This window comes from Dysgonomonas reticulitermitis, assembly GCF_054601275.1.
The window spans coordinates 1-21,335 of the sequence record NZ_BAAHWU010000037.1 but is presented as its reverse complement, the minus strand read 5'-3'; the positions used below and the strand labels follow the sequence as shown (position 1 = coordinate 21,335).

General features: G+C 38.4%; 12 protein-coding genes and 1 tRNA gene. 4 read left to right on the top strand and 9 right to left on the bottom strand.

Annotated elements, in window-relative coordinates; translation table 11 throughout:
- Positions 1 to 105 precede the first annotated feature (105 nt).
- Both ACYPZI_RS12170 and lepA read right to left on the bottom strand, forming a co-directional pair.
- Complete coding sequence (locus tag ACYPZI_RS12170) at positions 106 to 1,968, bottom strand: alpha-amylase family glycosyl hydrolase (RefSeq protein ID WP_459601966.1); 1,863 nt, start codon at positions 1,966 to 1,968, stop codon at positions 106 to 108.
- Between the two features lie 170 nt (positions 1,969 to 2,138).
- Positions 2,139 to 3,926: a translation elongation factor 4 gene (lepA, locus tag ACYPZI_RS12165; RefSeq protein ID WP_459601964.1), complete on the bottom strand. Its 1,788-nt coding sequence runs from the start codon at positions 3,924 to 3,926 to the stop codon at positions 2,139 to 2,141.
- 274 nt (positions 3,927 to 4,200) lie between these two features.
- Between lepA and ACYPZI_RS12160 the strand changes: the two genes are divergently transcribed.
- Positions 4,201 to 4,285 (top strand) — tRNA-Ser (locus tag ACYPZI_RS12160).
- Positions 4,286 to 4,463: 178 nt separating this feature from the next.
- Here the strand turns inward: ACYPZI_RS12160 and ACYPZI_RS12155 are convergent.
- The 5 genes from ACYPZI_RS12155 to ACYPZI_RS12135 form a co-directional block, all read right to left on the bottom strand.
- Positions 4,464 to 5,054, bottom strand: coding sequence for an IS5 family transposase (locus ACYPZI_RS12155; protein WP_459601962.1), 591 nt, complete (start codon positions 5,052 to 5,054; stop codon positions 4,464 to 4,466).
- Between the two features lie 325 nt (positions 5,055 to 5,379).
- Positions 5,380 to 8,568 carry a TonB-dependent receptor gene (locus ACYPZI_RS12150; protein WP_459601961.1) on the bottom strand — a complete coding sequence of 1,063 codons (3,189 nt, stop codon included), beginning with the start codon at positions 8,566 to 8,568 and terminating at the stop codon, positions 5,380 to 5,382.
- An 848-nt stretch (positions 8,569 to 9,416) separates the two neighbouring features.
- Complete coding sequence (locus ACYPZI_RS12145) at positions 9,417 to 10,769, bottom strand: ammonium transporter (RefSeq protein WP_459601959.1); 1,353 nt, start codon at positions 10,767 to 10,769, stop codon at positions 9,417 to 9,419.
- Between the two features lie 38 nt (positions 10,770 to 10,807).
- Positions 10,808 to 11,167: a P-II family nitrogen regulator gene (locus ACYPZI_RS12140; protein WP_459601957.1), complete on the bottom strand. Its 360-nt coding sequence runs from the start codon at positions 11,165 to 11,167 to the stop codon at positions 10,808 to 10,810.
- A gap of 26 nt (positions 11,168 to 11,193) precedes the next feature.
- Positions 11,194 to 11,937 (bottom strand): hypothetical protein, encoded by a 744-nt coding sequence (locus ACYPZI_RS12135; protein WP_459601955.1) that lies wholly within the window; start codon positions 11,935 to 11,937, stop codon positions 11,194 to 11,196.
- 313 nt (positions 11,938 to 12,250) lie between these two features.
- Here ACYPZI_RS12135 and asnB point away from each other — a divergent pair, with 313 nt between their 5' ends.
- The 3 genes from asnB (at position 12,251) to ACYPZI_RS12120 (ending at position 20,020) form a co-directional block, all read left to right on the top strand.
- Positions 12,251 to 13,918, top strand: a complete 1,668-nt coding sequence (gene asnB / locus ACYPZI_RS12130) for an asparagine synthase B (RefSeq protein ID WP_459601953.1) — start codon at positions 12,251 to 12,253, stop codon at positions 13,916 to 13,918.
- A gap of 78 nt (positions 13,919 to 13,996) precedes the next feature.
- The gene (gltB, locus tag ACYPZI_RS12125) at positions 13,997 to 18,514 is read left to right on the top strand and encodes a glutamate synthase large subunit (RefSeq protein WP_459601951.1); all 4,518 of its coding nucleotides are present in this window, start codon (positions 13,997 to 13,999) and stop codon (positions 18,512 to 18,514) included.
- Between the two features lie 84 nt (positions 18,515 to 18,598).
- A complete protein-coding gene (locus ACYPZI_RS12120) occupies positions 18,599 to 20,020 on the top strand; it encodes a glutamate synthase subunit beta (protein WP_459601949.1) in 1,422 nt (473 codons plus the stop codon).
- A 280-nt stretch (positions 20,021 to 20,300) separates the two neighbouring features.
- Here the strand turns inward: ACYPZI_RS12120 and ACYPZI_RS12115 are convergent, their stop codons facing one another.
- Together ACYPZI_RS12115 and ACYPZI_RS12110 are read right to left on the bottom strand one after the other, a co-directional pair.
- A complete protein-coding gene (locus tag ACYPZI_RS12115) occupies positions 20,301 to 20,789 on the bottom strand; it encodes a glycosyltransferase family 2 protein (protein ID WP_459601980.1) in 489 nt (162 codons plus the stop codon).
- Between the two features lie 56 nt (positions 20,790 to 20,845).
- Entirely contained in the window at positions 20,846 to 21,139 is a 294-nt protein-coding gene (locus ACYPZI_RS12110) for a glycosyltransferase (RefSeq protein ID WP_459601947.1), read from the bottom strand.
- Positions 21,140 to 21,335: the final 196 nt, after the last annotated feature.

Here is a 21,335-nt window from a genome sequence, read left to right as displayed (position 1 = left end):
AGACAAAATATTTTCCTCTTTTGACTTATAATTTCTCAATAAAATAACCTTCGATAATTATCGAAGGTTATTTTATTGAGAAATTAAGAGGTTTTATTCTCTCTTTTATTTGCTGATATATAATCTGTATTCGCCGGGTTGCAACTCTATGGTTTGATTTACAGATGTAACGTTTAATTTTTCACCTGTAAAGTAATCTTCCCATTCTCCCGTTTTTGCAAAATTAACAGTTGCAGAGGCTTTCTTGTAATCTAAATTGGCTATAGTGCATATATACCCGTTATCGGATTTGAGCAATATTTGTTTAAATTGATTTTTTACATTTGCTATATAATCGCTTGTATAGAATATTCTGTTTGTATTACGTAATTTGTTCATTTTAGAATAAATATTATACAATGATCTTCGTGCAGGTACATCGTAATATTCCCAATGTGGAGGTTTCTTGTCCAAATGATGGTTGTTTTCCCTGTCTAACGCTATATCATATCCTAGTTCACCGAATTGCCATATCATTTTAGGGCCCGGAAACGACATCATTATTACAGCGGCAGCTTCGGTGCGTTTCAGTCCTGTCGGTATATCTTTTATGTCATAGCCTTCATAAACTTTTCCATACGCTTCGTTTTTGAACATAATGCGTTCTTCATCATGGCTTTCCATATATGCTACAAGAGCCGGTTTTGTCCATCCCCGTTGCTTATATGATGTATAACTTATATCTCCTTTAAATTCACCATTATTATCCAGCTGATCCCCGTATCCCATAGTAGCTTCATTGTATTTTCCATTCATGTTTCCCCACAAATAGATTCCGTAATCAGATAGATCCTTCTCTTCACTATTATTGGTCAAGTGTTCGAGTATTACAATGGCATCAGATTTTCGCTTCCATATTTCGCCAGTCATTCTTTTCAGAATGTTGATACGGGAAGCATCATAATCCCATCCGTTACCGGCTTTATTTGTAAAACCTTTGGTGAAGTCGAAACGGAATCCATCTACCTTATATTCTTTCATCCAGTATGCGCACACGCTATCAACAAATGCTTTAGTTGCGGGTTTCTCATGATTGAAGTCATATCCCCAAGAATAATCTGTGTTTGGAGATGTTACGTTATACCATGGATTATTTGCAGCTACTTTATCTCCGTTCATGTACATTCGCACCAAAGGACTTTGCCCGTAGCTATGATTCAATACCATATCCATAATGACAGCTATGCCATTTGAGTGGCAAGCATCAATAAAAGCTTTATAATCATTTGATGTTCCGTATGCTTTATCTGTAGCAAAGTAGAATGATGGATTATAACCCCAACTGTCATTGGCTTCAAATTCGTTGAAAGGCATTAATTCAATTGCGTTTATACCAAGTTCTTTCAGGTATGGCAACTTTTCCTGAACACCTTTTATACTTCGTTTATCTGTAAAGTCCCGAATAAGTATTTCGTAAATAACCATATTCTCAGGATTTGTTACTTTAAAGTTGTTTACAGTCCATGAGTATTGTGTACGATCCGTATTTACTACCATTGCTATTTCCGTAGTCTTTCCGGTAGGGTAGGATATCAGGTTGGGATAAATAGTGCTTGAAATGTCTTTATCATTCCAAGGGTCTGAAATTTTGTTAGCATATGGATCAGCAATTCTTATCGAGTTGTCGATAAGATATTGGCAAATATATTCTTTTCCTTTTTGTAAATTTCCTATTTTGATCCAGAAACGATCACCTGCCTTTTCCATTTTATAACTTTCGGATATCTGCCAGTTATTAAAGTCACCTATCAGATAAACGGATGTTTTGCCGGGTGCATATAAAACAAACCCTAAAGAGTCATCGCTGATTTTGTTTATACCGTCTCTCAAGGCCGTTGGTTTATCGGGATATGGATTAGGATCATCATTGCTACATGCAATGAAAGTTATAGATAATAGTAATAATAAAAATGGGCGTAAGTATTTCATGATATAAGTGTTGGGTTAATATCGCGTAATTTATATCACAAAACTAATTGTTTGTCAATGTGTATTTTGCTATATGAGTAACTTATTGAATGTTTTAGTATGCAAACGTTTGCACCTAAAAAAGCAGATAATTATCCACGCTTGGAAACAGTTGCAGAATAAGAGCTCTCTTAATCCAGTTTTAAAACTGCTAAGAATGCTTTTTGTGGTACTTCCACATTCCCTACCTGTTTCATGCGCTTTTTACCCTCTTTTTGTTTTTCCAACAATTTACGTTTACGAGAGATGTCTCCACCGTAGCATTTTGCGGTAACGTCTTTTCGTACAGCTTTGATGGTTTCCCTCGCAATGATTTTTGCTCCTATAGCAGCTTGTATAGCTATGTCAAATTGTTGGCGTGGTATTAATTCTTTTAATTTTTCACACATACGACGACCAAATGTTACGGCATTATCCATATGTGTTAAGGTTGATAATGCGTCTACCGATTCACCATTCAGTAATATATCCAATTTGACCAGTCTGGCCTCACGATAATCATGCATATGGTAGTCGAACGAAGCATACCCTTTTGAAATACTTTTTAGTTTGTCATAAAAATCGATTACAATTTCACCAAGAGGGATATCGTATATGATTTCTACGCGGTCGCCTGATATATATTCCTGTTTAATAAGTATTCCGCGTTTTCCCAGGCAAAGCGTCATAATGGGACCTATATAAGTCGTATTGGTAATTACTGATGCACGGATATATGGTTCTTCTATATAATCTATGAGGGTAGGATCGGGGAGTCCGGCCGGATTGTGTACCTCCTTTTTATTTCCTTTTTTGTCATGGATTATATATGAAACATTCGGTACGGTGGTAATCACATCCATGTTGAATTCTCTTTCAAGACGTTCCTGTATGATTTCCATGTGTAAGAGACCAAGAAATCCACAACGAAATCCAAATCCTAAAGCTACTGAAGATTCCGGTTGAAATGTAAGCGAAGCATCGTTAAGTTGAAGCTTTTCAAGTGATGAACGCAGATCTTCAAAATCTTCACTTTCTATTGGATAAACACCTGCAAATACCATAGGTTTAACTTCCTCAAAGCCTTCTATAGCTTTTTGACAAGGTCTTTTTACATGGGTGATCGTATCACCGACTTTAACTTCTTTTGAGGTCTTTATTCCGGAAATGATGTATCCTACGTCACCACATCTGATTTCATCACGTGGCGACATATCCAATTTTAATACACCTATTTCATCAGCATCATATTCTTTCCTTGTGTTGAAGAATTTAACGCGGTCTCCTTTCTTTATTGTTCCGTTTATTACTTTAAAATATGCGATAATTCCTCTGAAAGAGTTAAATACCGAGTCGAATATCAATGCTTGCAACGGAGCTTCCGCGTCACCTTTCGCTTCAGGAATCCTGTTGATAATAGCATCTAAGATTGTAAATACGCCTTCTCCTGTTTTGCCACTGGCACGTATGATTTCTTCACGCTTACATCCTAGTAACTCTACTATCTGATCTTCAACTTCCTCGGGCATAGCATTGGGAAGGTCTATTTTATTTAATATAGGAATAATTTCGAGATCGTGCTCTACAGCCATGTACAGGTTCGATATGGTTTGAGCCTGAATACCTTGTGCTGCATCAACAATCAATAATGCACCTTCACATGCGGCTATAGACCGCGAGACTTCGTAAGAAAAGTCAACGTGTCCGGGAGTATCTATCAGGTTAAGAATATATTTTTCTCCTTCATATGTATACTCCATTTGAATGGCATGACTTTTAATTGTAATTCCTCGCTCACGCTCAAGATCCATATTATCCAGTACCTGAGCCTGTAGGTCTTTTCCTTCTACCGTTTTTGTGTATTCTAAAAGCCTATCAGCCAAAGTGCTTTTTCCGTGATCTATATGTGCAATTATGCAAAAATTACGTATTTTATTCATTCGTTTTTTATGTATTCTTGTTGATGAAATTTAGTATAGGCACACTATTCCAAATTAGAGTGCAAATATACGAAAAAGATATGAATAGCTGTTTGCGAATATAAGATTCGTATCTTTTATGTGAATAAGAATTTTAGTTTACTAAAAAATAGTTATTGATAGATAGCTTGTTATAAAAATTGTAAATAAAAGTTGATGAAATTGTTTGTGGAAACAAAAAAAACATCTACATTTGCATCGCTTTTGAAGCACAGTGTTGTGTTTAAAGCACATTGGAGAGATGGCAGAGTGGTCGATTGCGGCGGTCTTGAAAACCGTTGAACTGAGAGGTTCCAGGGGTTCGAATCCCTTTCTCTCCGCTAAGCCGCAAGGCAAAATCAAGCAAAACACCGTAAATCAGACGATTACGGTGTTTTTTGTTTTTAGGGAGGTAGTAAAAAGGCGAATTTGGATCAGCGTAAAAAACTTTACCTTAATTGCTCTCAGTAACTGTTAGGGAATTTCATTTTATTCTGTTTGTAAAAATTCTAATCATAGCTAATTGTGTGATAGTCCGATTTGCTGTTTTATCCAATCTACAATAGGTTGTCCACTATAGCCACCATCTGCAATTATTGCTTTTATAGTTACCCAAAACTTCTGTTTGAGTAGAGGTAATACTAATTTGATTCCGTTTCGGTCTTGAACGTCAGCTCCATGTACTAAAACCAATAAAAGACAACCCAAAGTATCGGTTACAATATGACGTTTGTGCCCTTTTACTTTTTTACCTGCATCATAACCTACATCTTGACTACAAGTATGGGCTACTTTTACTGACTGGCTATCAATGATGCCAACACTAGGCTCTATCCTCCTTTTGTGTGATTTCCGCTCTCTTTCATTCAATTTATCCAAAATATCTTCAAATAGACCATTGTATTTCCACTTCTTAAAGTAATAATACACAGCTGACCAGTGCGGAAAGTTTTTAGGTAGCATACGCCATTGACAGCCTGTTTTGACTAAATAAAGAATAGCATTCCAGATAATTCGTAAATCATGTTGCCGTTTTCTGCTATCATCTAGTATTTTTTCTATAAATTGCCACTGGGTATCGGTTAAATCAGTCGGATAATTTTCATTCATTGTATATTTAATGACTTGGTAATCTTAAATTTACGAATAAATATCCACTTAAGCAACTGATACCCAACGTCTTTGATTGAATCATAACGCTTTATGATAATTCCTAACAGTTACTTAGAGTTTGCCCTAATTTATATATAAATGTTGTAATATATTCTATTTTATTGAAAAAGATTTTGATTTTCCGGCATAAACGCCTGTACCGGCAAAGTCACAGGCGATCCTGCTTGTTTTGCCGGATAATCTGGATATCTCAACATTTATTTTTTTCTGTAGGTGTCCGGGATCGGCTATATGCATTATAGGACGGGAGTTCATTTAGCAATCAAAAGGTATATTTTAATCCGATTTGACCTCTCCAACGAGAATAATAGTCACTATATGAACGCATATTAAAATCAGCATCATGCAAGAACTGGAACTTACCACTATTATAAGTGATAGGACTGTAATATGTTGATGTACTACTTTGCAGAGAAGTAACTCTACCCCAATTCTTGTTAAGCATGTTTCCTACATTTATAATGTCAAACGAGAGTTCTAAAGAATGTACATTGCTTCCTACGTTGAAGTTATACTTCTGTGCAAAATGGAAGTCGAAATGATGTTCAAATTTCTCATTATCTGCATAACGTCCAAAATATTCTCCACGATGTTTACTCAAATAAGAATCATTTGCAATCCAGGCTTTCATATTTGCTTTTTGTGCATCTACAGTATAAGCAGTAGTTGCAGTAAATGCCATTTGATCGATTTGCGCATCGGTAGGGATGAAAATCAAATCATTACCATTTGAGCTATCACCATTTATGTCTCCATTGTAATAGATAGAATATGGTGCACCCGACGAACCTGTATAGATAAGGCCAACAACTGAAGTCCAGGATTTAGCATATTTTTTAGTATAAAATGCCGATAAATTGATCCTGTGAGGTTGATTGAATGCTGAGAATCCTAATTCCGGATCGTTGGGGTTTCCTGTGGTATAATTGTAAGCCCAGTTTGATTGAGCAACAGAAGATGTACCACTATTAAGAGATTTCGATTGAGTAAAGGTATAAGATGCAGTCAAGTCTAAACCAAAGTTGAATTTCTTTTCACCTGTCAAAGACAAGTTGTAAGAGTAGCCCTTATTGGTATTTGATAGAGCATAGATATATGAATAGTCAGTACCGGTTGTTGCTCTTTGGAACATTGGACGTTTATCAAAATCTAAGCCTGAGACGGTTTCCCCCAAAGTCTTTCCATTGAGATCATAAGCCAGATTCTGATAAAGAATATCATTCAGTGTTTTTGAATATATTGCTTCAGCAGTCCAGTTGATACCACCCAATTCGAAATCAAATCCTAAATTGAAACGTAGATTTTGTGCAAATTTAAAGTCATCGCTAAACACGTTAATTGTTTGAGCGCCCGAAGCTGTCAGCTTATCTACATTTTCCTTTTGTTTATTAGGATCTAAAATCAAGGATAGATTACTAGTTGCATTGGGATTGCTAGTAGAAACCGAAACATTGTATGTTGAAAATTGTACACCTGTATTCGAGAAATTATTACTTAACCAAACAAAAGGAATACGACCGGTGAAAATACCGGCGCCTCCACGAAGAACATATTTTTCTGATTCGTCAATCTTGTAACGGAAACCTAAGCGAGGAGAGAACAGTGGGGAACTGCTCAATTTCTGATTTGTTTTATAACCCCAATTTTTAGATGCCGCAAAATCATTAAATCCTTTATTTTCTACAGGAGTATCAAAAAATACAGGTATGTCCATGCGAAGACCTAACGTAACATCCAATTTGTCTGTTGCATTCCATCTGTCTTGTGCATAAAAACCTAACTGTCCTGCTCCAAAAGCAGCTTCCCATTTAGGATCTCCTGTTACACTGACATTTGCCTGCTGATAACGATACTGATTGATCTTGCCTGCAAGAAAATCATCCACTGTATTATAGTAATACGTACCGTAGGCATCTTGTATAAATAAGTTGGCAAAATTATAGAATTCGTTATGTGTACCAAAAGTAAAGGTATGATTATCTTTATAAAGAGTCAGGTTATCAGTAAACGACCAAATATCCTGATCGAGACTATTTGCCATAGAAGACCGTTCGTTTCCTATATTCAAATAACCATCCCCAACGCTTTTAATCTGAATCATTGGAAATGGAGCTCCAGGATCACGTAGATCACGTACACGAACATAAGAAGCACGGAATTCGTTACTTAAATGATCAGAAAAACGACTCTGTAATTCTGCAACAAACGTGTTCGTTTTAGAAACGAAATCGTAACTGTAATCCGAAGAGTTCAGGTTTGTAGCATTACTAGAACTATTTAACTGTTTGGCAGAAACCAAACTCCAACGGAAAGACGCATTATGTTTATTATTGATATTCCAGTCGAGTTTAATACCTCCTTTATCAGATCTTGTATAATCGTCAGAGTTTTTTGATAGATCTCCGTTATATGTTACTCCCTGAGCCGTTGCCATTTCTTTTATTTTATTTAAAAGCTGTGTGGCTTTTTCTGCGTCTACTTTCGATGCAGAAGCTCCTAATCCATAAGCATTCGGGAACTCTTTATTTACTTTTTCATAATTAGCAAAGAAGAATAATTTATTTTTAATAATAGGACCTCCTAATGTAATACCGGCTTGATATTCTTTTTGCTTGCTATATTTTTCACTGGTTGCTCCATTCATCAAAGTGTATTTACTACCAATCAGATTTTGGTTGTTCCCAAAGCCATAAACAGATCCATGGAAAGCATTAGTCCCCGATTTTGTAATAGCATTAATGCCCCCTCCTGTAAATCCTGATTGACGTATGTCGAATGGAGCAATGTTGATTTGAAGCTGCTCTATTGTTTCCATAGATACGGGCTGAGTACCTGCTTGCCCACCATTAGAACCATTGGATGTTAAACCGAAAACGTCGTTATTCATCGTTCCGTCAATTTGGAAGCTATTGTAACGGTTATTAACTCCCGCAAAAGATATTGCGCCACCATTACTTATGCTTACTTGGGGATTTAAACGAATAACATCCGCAATGCCATGCGTAATAGAAGGCATACGGTTGATATCTTCCGCATTAATACTTGCGGCAGCACCGGTTTTGTTAGCGTCGATTCCGGTTTTACCTACTATAACTACTTCTCCCAATAATTGGGCTGACTCTGTTAACTTTGTGGAAATATTTGCAGTTTCTCCCAAAGTGAGGCTTACTCCTGAATAAATAGCAGTCTCATGTCCGACATAAGAAATCTCTACTTTGTAAGGTCCGCCAACACGCATACCTTGTATAGTGTAACGTCCGTCTAGATTTGTCACCCCTCCATACATAGTACCTGAAGGTTCGTGAATAGCCCGGATCGTTGCACCAATGACAGCTTCATTGTTGCTGTCTGTAATCTTACCACTCAAAGAGGAAGTCGTAACTTGCGCGTTGATAGAAGTGGTGATTATAAGCGAAATAATTAATAAATAAGATTTCATTTTTTTTACCATAATTTTCTAGTTGTTTAAATAATATGTCTTAAAAAATCTATTTAATATTTAGGCGCTAAATACTTGTATTTTTTTTATAAATATGTTACGCTCCAAATAAGATTATGTGAAGTTGCCACGAGCGAAGTATATGGGGATAAATTAATAATGCCAATCAGCAGTTAAAGTTATTGCTGTAGTGTAAAAACGTTCGGTTTCTTTCATCCTTTTCTTCTGCGCGCAATCACAGATTGCTTATATTCTCAACATATGCTTATTACTTCCGCGCCCTGCCGGGCTTGCCCTTACTTTTGGCATTGCCCAAAAGTAAGCAAAAAGCTAGCGCTTCGTCCCTCGGCGACCCATAGGACGAAGAAGGCGTTAAAAACAAAAACGTGTCTGAGCTTATCAAATGATTCGTATTATACAAATCCCGGAGCGAGTTTTTTTGTTTAGCCTTTAAGTCCGTTATGGGTCGGACGTTGAAGCGGGGGCGCAAAAGCGTTTTTGGTTCCTTTTGGGGCTTAGGCCAAAAGGGACGCAAGCAATCTGTGATTGCGCGCAAAAAAAAAGAATGAAAGAAATCGAACAATTAATTACATACACTTCGTTCCTGTGATTATTATTTACATATACTTCGTTCCTGTGAATATTAATTCAACTACTGATTCACATTAATAAATAAGTGGATTTTATATAATATTGTATGGTGTTTAAACTGATAAAGTAAGCCCTTGCATATTTTCCACAAGGGCTTGAGAAACACGGTTGATGTTTCTATCTGTGTCAATCATAGTAAAAAATTGGAACGATATTGTTTAATAAATTATGTCAAACAGACCGTTCCTATTTCTTCTACTCGAGCATGTTTATTCATCTTCATTATAAGCGATTTCACCATGCTGAGATATATCAAGTCCAATAGATTCTTCTTCTTTATTTACTTTCAAACCTATGGCTTTATCAACAATTTTAAACAATATGAATGTTAATGTGGCGCTATATGCAATTGCAGCAATATTTACAATTGCTTGTATTCCCAACTGATTCCAATCTCCATAAAGCGCGCCTTGTACCCCTCCGTCTCCGGTTATAAATCGGGTAGCAAAAACACCGGTCAATATTGCGCCGACAAATCCCCCTGCTCCGTGTACCCCGAATGCATCTAGAGAGTCGTCGTATTTTAATTTAGGTTTCACATAAGCTACCATTGTAAAGCAAACCATTGCCGATACTAAACCAATGAAGAAAGCTCCCATTGCATCTACGGTGCCGGCAGCAGGAGTAATAGCGACAAGACCAGCTACAGCACCTGTACATATACCAATAATTGTAGGTTTCTTATTTATAATCCATTCCAGACTCATCCAGGTTATAGCTGCTACTGCTGTTGCTAAATGTGTTACAAGGAATGCATTAGCGGCCAGACCATCCGCAGCCAGGCCGCTTCCCGCGTTGAAACCAAACCAACCAATCCAGAGTAATGCTGTTCCTATGACTACGAACGGAATATTGTGAGGAGGAATAGGATGACCTATAGTACGATAACCCTTGCGACGACCGAGGAGAATTGCCATAACAAGGGCAGATACCCCGGCGTTAATATGTACTACTGTACCTCCCGCGAAGTCTATTGCACCCATTTGTTGCATCCAGCCTCCGCCCCATACCCAATGTGCTACCGGATTATAAACAAAGAGAGCCCACAATACCGAGAATAACAGGAACCCTGAAAATTTGATACGTTCGGCAAATGCACCGATAATGAGTGCAGGTGTAATGACTGCAAACATACATTGAAACAATACGAATAGAATTTCCGGAATATTTCCGGTAGTGAGGCTATTGAGAGTTATACCATGGAGGAATACTTTATCGAATCCTCCAATAACAGAACCTAATATATTCCTGTTTTCACCCATAAAATCTGTTCCAAAAACCCAACTATATCCGATAATTATCCATTCTATACTGATAACAGCTGTGAGAATAAGGCATTGCATCATAATGCTTAATACATTTTTACTGCGAACCAGACCTCCATAAAAGAGTGCCAGTCCGGGAATTGTCATCATCAAGACAAGTACTGTTGCTGTTATTATCCATGCTGTATTTCCTGAATCCAAGACAGGCGCCGTTGTCGCGGTTTCTTGTGCCATAAGCGTAACCGGGGCAAATAAAAGTAATCCGAGTGGTAATATATATTTTGATAACCTTTTCATAACCTAATTATATTTGTTTGATACCTTAGTTCCTAAAATCAATCTTTATCTTCTTCTTTGTTGTATAGGGAATCTTCCCCATGATCGCCTGTGCGTATCCTGATCGATTGCTCAATATCCGAAACAAATATGCGCCCGTCTCCACTTTCTCCGGTATACGCCGACTTTAGGATCGCATCGATTGACTTGTCTACATTCATATTTCTCACAACAAATGATATGTATAATCGGTCGATAGCATTGATGTCATATGCTATTCCTCTGAAAATAAGACCTTGCTTGGCATCACCTTGTCCTTTTACGTCCCACCACGACAAGAAATCTATATCCGCTTCGTGCAATGCATTACGCACTTCCTGAAACTTGGATTTGCGGATAATTACTTCAATTTTTTTCATAATTCTAAATCTTAATTAATTTGTATCTATTTAATTGTAATACCGAATACGAAGTTTATATCTTCTGTTGCAGGATTAGTTATTATATTCGCGAAAATGGGCAGATCGAACGATTCGCTAATTTTTATACTTTTAGTTGCACCCAGCGTTATATTTGTGAATTTAAATTCATTATTTCCATATATTGCGCTTGTCCAGGGTGAAAGGCCTACCGCAATCTTTAGGTTCACATCTTTGACAGTAAAGGGATAGGCTACTTCTATGTAAGTTGAATATGAATTCTTTCCATCTTCCTTTTTATTCCCTTTACCCAGGAAAAAAGTATTCCATGATAATGCCAGGGGGAATGAATCGGGGAGGGTATAGGCTAATGTGCCTTCTAACATATGGCCACTGTAACCGTTTGCAGGGGAACCGAAATAATGGAAGGCTTCATTTCCGTCCCACCAATAATCAGTAGCGGTTAATTCAAAGCCGGCTATAGAATAGGAAGCATAAAAGTTAAATTCTTTGTACCCTTTAGAAAAAGAAAAATCTGGCGATATATCCGATGATCCCCATGCTCCTAAAGTAAAATCAGATATAGATGCTGATATAAATGGTTGAACACTAGCTCCGGCGGCTTTACTTCCTCTCCATACATAACTGCTGACAATGTCAGCTCCGAGATTGACGTCAACTTTCGACTGAGCTTTGGTTTCTGACGCAGACAATAGACTCAATAAAATAATACTTAAACATGCTTTTCCTAGAAATAATAAAATTTTCATAATCATAATACATAAAGATGTTAAATAATTAGATATTGTTGATTTATGATTCTGGAAAGTGCAATTATATTTCATATTGCTGTTTTATTCTGCAAATATATGTCAAATTGTTTTTAAATAAAACAAAAAAGTGATTTTTTTTCAAAATATTTTGTAATTGATTTATTTCTAAAAAAATAGCACATTTTGAAAATCTATATTCTGTGAAATAATTCAAGAAAATAAAAAAAAGAAAATAAAAACGATTGATTGCTGACTAAATGATATATCTTTGTATTTGATAGCGAGAATATGATATATTAATTTATGTACTATGTGTGGGTTTGTTGGAGCTTTTGATTTAATGCAGGACGTATCTGTTCTGCGAACTCAGGTGTTGAAAATGGCAAAAAAAATACGTCATAGAGGACCGGATTGGTCCGGGATATATTGTGACGATCATGCCATTCTGGCTCATGAACGCTTGTCCATAGTTGGTGTAGCATCAGGTAAGCAACCTTTATATAGTGCAGATCAAAATCTTGTATTAGCCGTAAATGGTGAAATCTATAATCATAAAGAAATTAGGAGTAAATATTCAGACTATGCCTTTCAGACCCAGTCTGACTGTGAGGTGATTCTCGCTTTATATCAAGATAAAGGAATTGACTTGTTCGAAGAGCTTAATGGTATATATGCTTTTGCATTATACGATAAAGTCAATGATATATACCTATTGGGACGCGATCATATGGGTATTATTCCACTATATACAGGATATGACGATTTAGGCCAGTTTTACGTAGCCAGCGAATTGAAAGCTTTGGAAGGCATATGCCCTAATATAAAGGAATTTCTGCCGGGGCATTATCTGTATAGTAAGGAGGGTAGCGATAGCAAACAATGGTATAAACGTGATTGGATGCTATATGACAATGTGAAAGATAACAAGTCGGATATTAAAGAAATACGTACTTCGTTGGAAGATGCTGTTTACCGGCAAATGATGTCTGATGTACCTTATGGCGTATTGTTATCCGGAGGATTAGATTCTTCTATTATTTCGGCAGTAGCAAAACGCTATGCGTCTCTTCGCATAGAGGATGATAACAAATCGGAAGCATGGTGGCCACAATTGCACTCTTTCGCTATTGGTCTGAAAGGTGCGCCGGACTTGATTGCGGCCAAAAATGTCGCGGAATATATCGGTACTATTCACCACGAAATAAACTTTACGGTGGAAGAAGCATTAGATGCGCTGAGCGATGTTATCTACCACATCGAAACCTATGATGTAACTACCGTAAGAGCGTCTACGCCTATGTACCTATTGGCTCGTTTTATCAAATCGATGGGTGTGAAGATGGTGCTTTCAGGCGAAGGTTCAGACGAGTTGTTCGGCGGGTATCTGTATTTCCATAAAGCACCTGATGCGAAAGCATTTCACGAAGAAACGGTACGCAAATTAGATAAATTACATTTATACGACTGCCTGCGAGCCAATAAGTCTTTGGCTGCTTGGGGAGTAGAGGGACGAGTCCCTTTCCTGGATAAAGAATTCATGGATGTTGCCATGCGTTTGAATCCGGCAGATAAAATGTGTGGCAGTAACGGAAAAATGGAAAAACATATACTTCGCAAAGCATTTGAAGATTATTTGCCCGAAAATGTCGCGTGGCGACAAAAAGAACAATTCTCGGACGGTGTCGGTTACAATTGGATAGATACTTTGCGTGAAGTTGCAGAAAAGAAAGTTTCGGATAAGCAGATGGAAAAAGTTGCGGAACGCTTTCCTATAAACCCGCCAATGTCGAAAGAAGAATATTGGTATCGCACAATATTTGAAACTCATTTTCCTTCTGCCTCCGCAGCTCATACAGTACCATCAGTGCCATCTGTGGCTTGTAGTACGGCTGTAGCATTGGAATGGGATGCATCTTTCAAAAACAGAATAGATCCATCGGGACGAGCAGTACAAGCTGTGCATACCGAAGCTTATTAATTGGAATATCCCTTTTATTTCTATTAAAAGACGATTTTAATAGATTGCCAAATAGTAAAAAATATCAACTAAAAGAATATGCAAGATTTACAATCAGCAATACGACATGGGTTATATGATCCCGAATTTGAACATGATGCCTGCGGTGTAGGTATGGTGCTTCATATAAAAGGTGCGAAATCTCATTCTATTGTCGAAAATGGTCTCCGCGTTTTGGAGAACATGATGCATCGCGGTGCAGAAAATGCCGATAACAAGACAGGTGATGGTGCAGGTATTATGATACAAATACCTCATGAGTTTATACTATTACAAGGAATACCCGTTCCCGAAAAAGGGCGTTATGGAACAGGACTCGTTTTTCTGCCTAAAGGGGAAAAAGAAGCAGAGTCGTGTATGGTTACGCTTACCCGGTATATAGAAAATGAAGACCTGAAATTATTGGCAGTCCGTGATATGCCTGTCAATAGTGATATATTGGGACAGATGGCTACATCGAATGAGCCTGCTGTCAAACAAATATTTGTAGTTGGTGATGAAGACTTAAGCAGTAACGAACTCGAACATAAATTATACCTGCTGAGAAAGAAAATTGAGAAAGAGATATTCAATTCTAAAATATTCTCTCTCGAAACAAAAAGGGCGTTTTATATCGTAAGCTTATCGACCAAGCGCATCGTATATAAAGGGATGTTATCTTCGGAGCAACTTCGCCATTATTTTCCCGATTTGCTCAATCCGCATCTGACCAGCGCGATAGCTTTGGTACATTCGCGCTTTAGTACAAATACGTTCCCTACATGGGATTTGGCTCACCCTTTCCGGATGATAGCACACAATGGCGAGATCAACACAATAAAAGGCAATCGCCAGTGGATGGCGGCGCGTGAAAGTATTCTTAAATCAGACCAATTAGGTAATATAAGTGATTTATGGCCTATTGTTCAGCCATTTATGAGCGATAGCGCTTCGTTCGACAATGTGTTGGAATTTCTTGTGATGTCGGGTAAATCTTTGCCTCATGCGTTGGCTATGATGGTTCCTGAATCGTGGAATGACAAAAATCCAATTTCCGACAATCTGAAAGCATTCTACGAGTATCATAGTTTGTTTATGGAAGCTTGGGACGGACCGGCCACTATCTTGTTTACCGACGGCCGTTATGCCGGAGGTTTGCTGGATAGGAACGGCTTGCGCCCGGCGCGTTACCTGATGACGAACAATGATATAATGGTTGTAGCATCCGAAACAGGTGTACTGCCATTCGAGCCGTCAGAGATCAAGGAAAAAGGACGATTACGTCCCGGTAAAATGCTGATGGTCGATACCGAAACAGGTACGATTCAATATGATGCCGAAATAAAGGAAAATCTGGCAAAAGCCTATCCATACAGAGAATGGCTGACAAAAAACAGGATATCTCTGGATAATATATCTTCCGGCCGTACCATAAAATATAGTGTGGACAATTACACTAAATTGCTCAAAACATTCGGGTATTATAAGGAAGATATAGAAAAAATATTACTGCCAATGGCCGACGAAGGGAAGGAGCCTACCGCATCGATGGGTAATGACACGCCGATTGCTGTTTTGTCGAACAAGCCGCAGCGGTTATTTAATTATTTCCGTCAATTATTTGCACAGGTAACTAATCCGCCGATCGATCCTATTCGGGAAGAACTGGTAATGTCTTTATCCGGATACATCGGCTCGCTGCATAAAAATATATTGGAGCCTATGCCTGAGCATACAAAGATGGTTAGGCTATCCAATCCATTCTTGTCCAACAGAGAGTTGGATTTACTTGTAAATCTGAGTTATAAAGGTTTCAAGGCCGAAGTATTGCCTATGCTTTTCGATCCTGAAAAAGGAGCTGATGGACTAAGACATTCATTAGACGAACTTTGTAAAAAGGCTGAAAAGGCAGTTGATAACGGAAGTAATTATATTGTTATTTCGGATAGAGGTGTCGATCAGGATAATGCGCCTATTCCGTCATTGCTTGCGGTATCAGCCGTTCATCACTATTTGATTGAACGTCGCAAGCGTATGCAAATCGACATAGTAGTAGAGTCGGCGGAACCCCGCGAGGTTACGCACTTTTCTCTATTGTTCGGATATGGAGCTAATGCTGTTAATCCATATCTGGCATTAGCTGTGATAGAAGACCTCGTGAAAAAGGGAGATATACATCTCGATTTCGAGACAGCGATGAAGCACTATGTGAAGTCAATAAACAAAGGCGTACTGAAAACCATGTCGAAAATGGGTATTTCGACGCTGAAAAGTTATTTGGGTGCTCAGATTTTCGAAGCAATTGGTATTAGCTCTGCCGTTGTTGATAAATACTTTAAAGGTACAACATCTAAGATAGAAGGTATCGATTTGGGCGATATAGCTAGTGATACTTTAGAAGCATATTACGAAGCGTTTGAGGAAGATTTTATTGATCCTTCGCTTATCAACCAAGGTATTTATGCTTGGAGGCGCAATGGAGAAAGTCATGCTTGGAATCCTGAGACAATCTATAAGTTACAAATGTCTACCCGTTTAGGGAGTTACACGAAATTTAGAGAATATACCCAGTCTATTGATACTAAACCGGAAAAAATATTTTTAAGAGACTTTTTGGACTTCGAACGAGGCAAGAAGCCGGTTAATATATCGGAGGTGGAACCGGCATCGGCTATTACCAAACGCTTTGTTACCGGAGCCATGTCATTCGGATCTATCAGCAGAGAAGCTCACGAAGCTATGGCTGTAGCAATGAACGCTATTGGAGGAAAGAGCAATACGGGCGAGGGGGGAGAACTCCCCGAACGTTTTGCAACTCCGGCACGTTCGGCAATCAAACAAGTCGCATCGGGACGGTTCGGCGTAACAACTGAATATCTCGTTAATGCCGATGAATTGCAAATAAAAATAGCTCAGGGAGCTAAACCCGGTGAAGGGGGACAGTTACCAGGCTTTAAGGTAGATAATATTATTGCTAAAACCCGTCACTCTATACCGGGCATATCTTTGATCTCACCGCCACCGCATCACGACATCTATTCTATCGAGGATTTGGCTCAATTGATATTCGATCTTAAGAATGTAAATCCGAAAGCGCAGATAAGTGTAAAACTTGTTGCCGAAAGTGGAATAGGTACAGTAGCAGCCGGTGTGGCGAAAGCAAAGGCAGACCGCATTGTAATCAGTGGTTGCGAAGGTGGTACGGGAGCAAGCCCTGCCAGTTCTATCAAGCATGCCGGCTTACCATTAGAAATAGGTTTGGCCGAAGTGCAGCAGACATTAGTGCTTAACAACTTACGCGGACAGGTTTATCTGCAAACAGACGGTCAATTAAAGACTGGTCACGACATCATTGTTGCCGCCATGATGGGAGCCGAAGAATTTGGGTTTGCGACAAGCGCCTTGATTGTTCTTGGATGTATCATGATGCGAAAATGCCATTTGAATACTTGTCCGGTAGGCGTTGCCACTCAAGACGAAGAATTAAGAAAGAAATTTGCAGGACGCAGTGAATATCTGGTTAATTATTTTAACTTTTTGGCCGAAGAAGTTCGTGAGTATTTATCCGAATTGGGAGTTAAGTCTTTGGATGAAATTGTTGGTCGTACCGATTTATTGAAATATGTGCAAAGTAAAGACAGAGGTAAATTAAATAAGTTAGATCTTTCCCGTCTTATATATTTTCCTAAAGAGGCTAAAGAAAATGCTATCCATCACATAAAAAATCAGGAACATAAACTGGACAATGTATTGGATGAGGAATTGATAGCAACTGCTAAACCGGCTATTGATAAGTCTATGCCGGTGCAAATGTCTCGTGTAATTCATAATGTCAATCGTACAGTAGGAGCGATGCTTTCGGGTGAAATAGCAAAACGCTATGGCAATGCCGGACTTCCTGAGGATACAATACAGTATTCGTTTAAGGGTTCTGCCGGACAAAGCTTTGGAGCTTTTCTCGCACATGGAGTTACTTTCAGGCTCGAAGGCGATGCAAATGACTATGTTGGAAAAGGCTTGTCGGGAGGTAAAATAGTAATTATACCGCCGACAGTGGCAAGGTTCAAACCTGAAGAAAACATAATAGCGGGCAATACATTGTTGTATGGCGCTACATCGGGAGAAATATATATAAACGGTAGAGTGGGAGAGCGCTTCTGTGTACGTAATAGTGGTGCAATTGCTGTGGTAGAAGGCGCAGGAGACCACTGTTGTGAGTACATGACAGGAGGACGGACTGTTGTGCTTGGCGCTACAGGACGCAACTTTGCTGCCGGAATGAGCGGCGGGGTAGCCTATGTATATGACCAAGAGGGCGGCTTCGACTACTATTGTAATATGCAAATGGTAGAACTTACTCTGATCGAGGATAATTATGATATGCGTGAATTGCGTGAATTGATCACCAAACACTATAATTATACAAATAGTCCTTTGGCTAAGCGTATTCTGGATAATTGGGCAACTGAAGTCGAACGATTTTTGAAGATAACACCGATCGAATACAAGAAAGTGTTACAGGACGAGAAATTAGAAGCGATTAAGAAAAAAATCGCACAAGTAGAATTTGATTATTAAGACAATTAGCAAATTCGGGAATTAGCAAATTTGAAAATGCATTTGCTAATCTGCTAATTCTCGAATTTTCAAATTATAAGAAAAATGGGAAATCCAAAAGCATTTTTAACAGTAAAGAGAAAAGATGCCGGATACCGTCCGGTACAAGACCGTGTCCTTGACTTTGGTGAGGTCGAACAAACCCTAAATACAGAGGACAGGCGGGAACAGGCTTCGCGTTGTATGGATTGTGGTATTCCTTTTTGTCACTGGGGTTGTCCGTTGGGTAATAAAATGCCCGAATGGCAGGACTATATGTATAAAGGAAACTGGAAACTGGCAGCCGAGGTGCTGATGCAAACCAATGACTTTCCTGAATTTACAGGAAGAATTTGTCCTGCTCCATGCGAAAAATCATGTGTGCTCTCTATACATCGTGCACCTGTAACTATCAGGGAAAATGAAGCCGCAGCATTAGAGCAAGCTTTTAATGAGGGATACATACAGCCTAAAGTACCAAAACATCGTACGGGAAAGAAAGTTGCTGTTATAGGTTCAGGTCCTTCAGGTTTGGCTGTAGCTAATCAACTGAATCAAAAGGGACACGATGTGACTGTATATGAAAAAGGTTCACGGATAGGAGGATTGTTACGTTTTGGGATTCCTGATTTCAAACTGAATAAGAATATTATAGATCGCCGTTTGAGGTTGATGGAAGAAGAAGGTGTCAAATTTGTAACGAATACCGAAATAGGAAAAGATATAAAAGCAAAGGAACTATCAGCAGAATATGATGCTATATGTATTGCTATAGGTTCGCAAGTCCCCCGGAATCTTCCTGTTGAAGGCCGCAAATTGAAAGGTGTTTATTATGCGATGGAATACCTTACAATGCAGAATAAATTAGTTGCAAAAGAAGATGTTCCGGCCGAACAGCTGATCAATGCAGAAGGTAAAAATGTATTGGTTATCGGTGGCGGCGATACCGGATCGGATTGTATAGGAACAGCTAACCGTCAGGGTGCAGCGAATATTTTGCAAATAGAAATTTTGCCAAAACCAAAGAACCTTGAAGAGTTAGAAGATGTTTGGCCTGAGCCGTATCCTGTTGTTTTGAAAACGTCTTCATCTCATAAAGAGGGTTGTGAACGCCGCTGGTCTTTGAACACAAAACGTTTTATAGGCGAAAACGGAAAGCTTACAGCCGTTGAATTAGTCGAAATAGCGTGGGAGAAAGATGATAAAGGAAATCATGTGATGAAAGAAATCGGCAAACCCGAAATATTGAAGATCGATTTGGTATTTCTTGCCCTTGGTTTTATTCATCCTATCCAAGAAGGATTGTTGCAGGAGTTGTCATTGGATACAGATATTCGTAAAAATGTTGCTACAAAAGCAAATCGGGAGACTAGCGCGACTAAAGTATTTGCTACGGGAGATTGCGTTAGCGGACAATCTTTAGTTGTAAAATGTATCGCTTCAGGAAGAGAAACTGCTCAACATATTCATGACTTTCTAAAGAAATAAGTTTGTATTTTTATAATTCAAATTTATAGGTCTGATTAATCCGATGCTGAAAAGCAAAAGGATTACAGGTCTTTAATATTTAATATTAAGCTGATTTTCTCTTCGCTTTCTCCCATATTTCCGTATTATTCTTTTTAATCAGGTAAGAATATGCTTTCAAGACATTAAGATTCATAAAAAGAAAGTAATAAGGGACAAACAGAATTTTGTTCTTAATTTCTTTTTTAGAATTAATATAGCCCGCAAATCCCAATAGATAAAACAGGCATTGCAGCACTAATTATATTACAGGCAATACAGATCCGGAATATTGTATGCAAAGCGGTATGTTTAAAGGCAGTAACGCGAAAAGAGCTAATGGTGCTATTGTCCAGCGTAATAGCCTGTGTGATATATCTTGGAAGCTGAAAACTCCAAATTTGAATATATTCAATAGCGATCGCAATCTCCATACAGCCTGTATTCCTCCTGCAGCTATTCTCACCTTGCGTTTTTCTTCGTCTTGCATAGATTCTGAACCATATTCTGTGGCGAATGCTTGCGGACAATATGCTATCTTATAGCCTTTCATGGTTATTCTTAAAGATACTACAAAGTCATCTAACAGAGTATCATTGGGAATACGTTCGAACAGGTCCCGCCTGATAGCATATAGTTCGCCTGCCGCACCAACAACCGAGTATAGACGATAATCCAAATTTTTCAAAGCAGACTCGTAATGCCAGTAAATGCCTTCCCCGCTTGATGAAGCTGTATCTTTCGATCCTATATTTACTCTCTTTTCACCCGAAACACAACCAATTTTACTGTCAGCAAATAATGCAACTATTTTTTTATACTCTCTTTATTCAGCATAGCATTGGCATCGGTAAGTACAACAATAGGAGTATTTATATAAGTCATACTCCTGTTTATAGCTGCTGTCTTACCTCTTCTTTCCGGTTTATGCAGAACCCTTACGTCACTATAAGATTTGAGTATACCCACCGTATTATCTGTACTGTCATCTGTTACCCAAACTACGTGGAGTTTTTCTTTAGGATAATCTAATAACCGGGTATTGTTCATTTTGTCGGCTATAATATCTTCTTCATTGTAAGCTGCGACCAGCAAAGTCACTTCCGGTAAATCAATATTTAACTCCGGTTTATTTTTCAGGTTCGCTAGTTAAAACTATGTACTTTAGTGCAAGGCTTTAGCTTCTATAAATGTTTAAAATTCTTACATAAGTACAACGTTAATGGAAAATCGCAGCAGTACACATAATGTCAATAGGTTGCAAGTACATTTGGTTTGGATAACCAAATATCGCTAC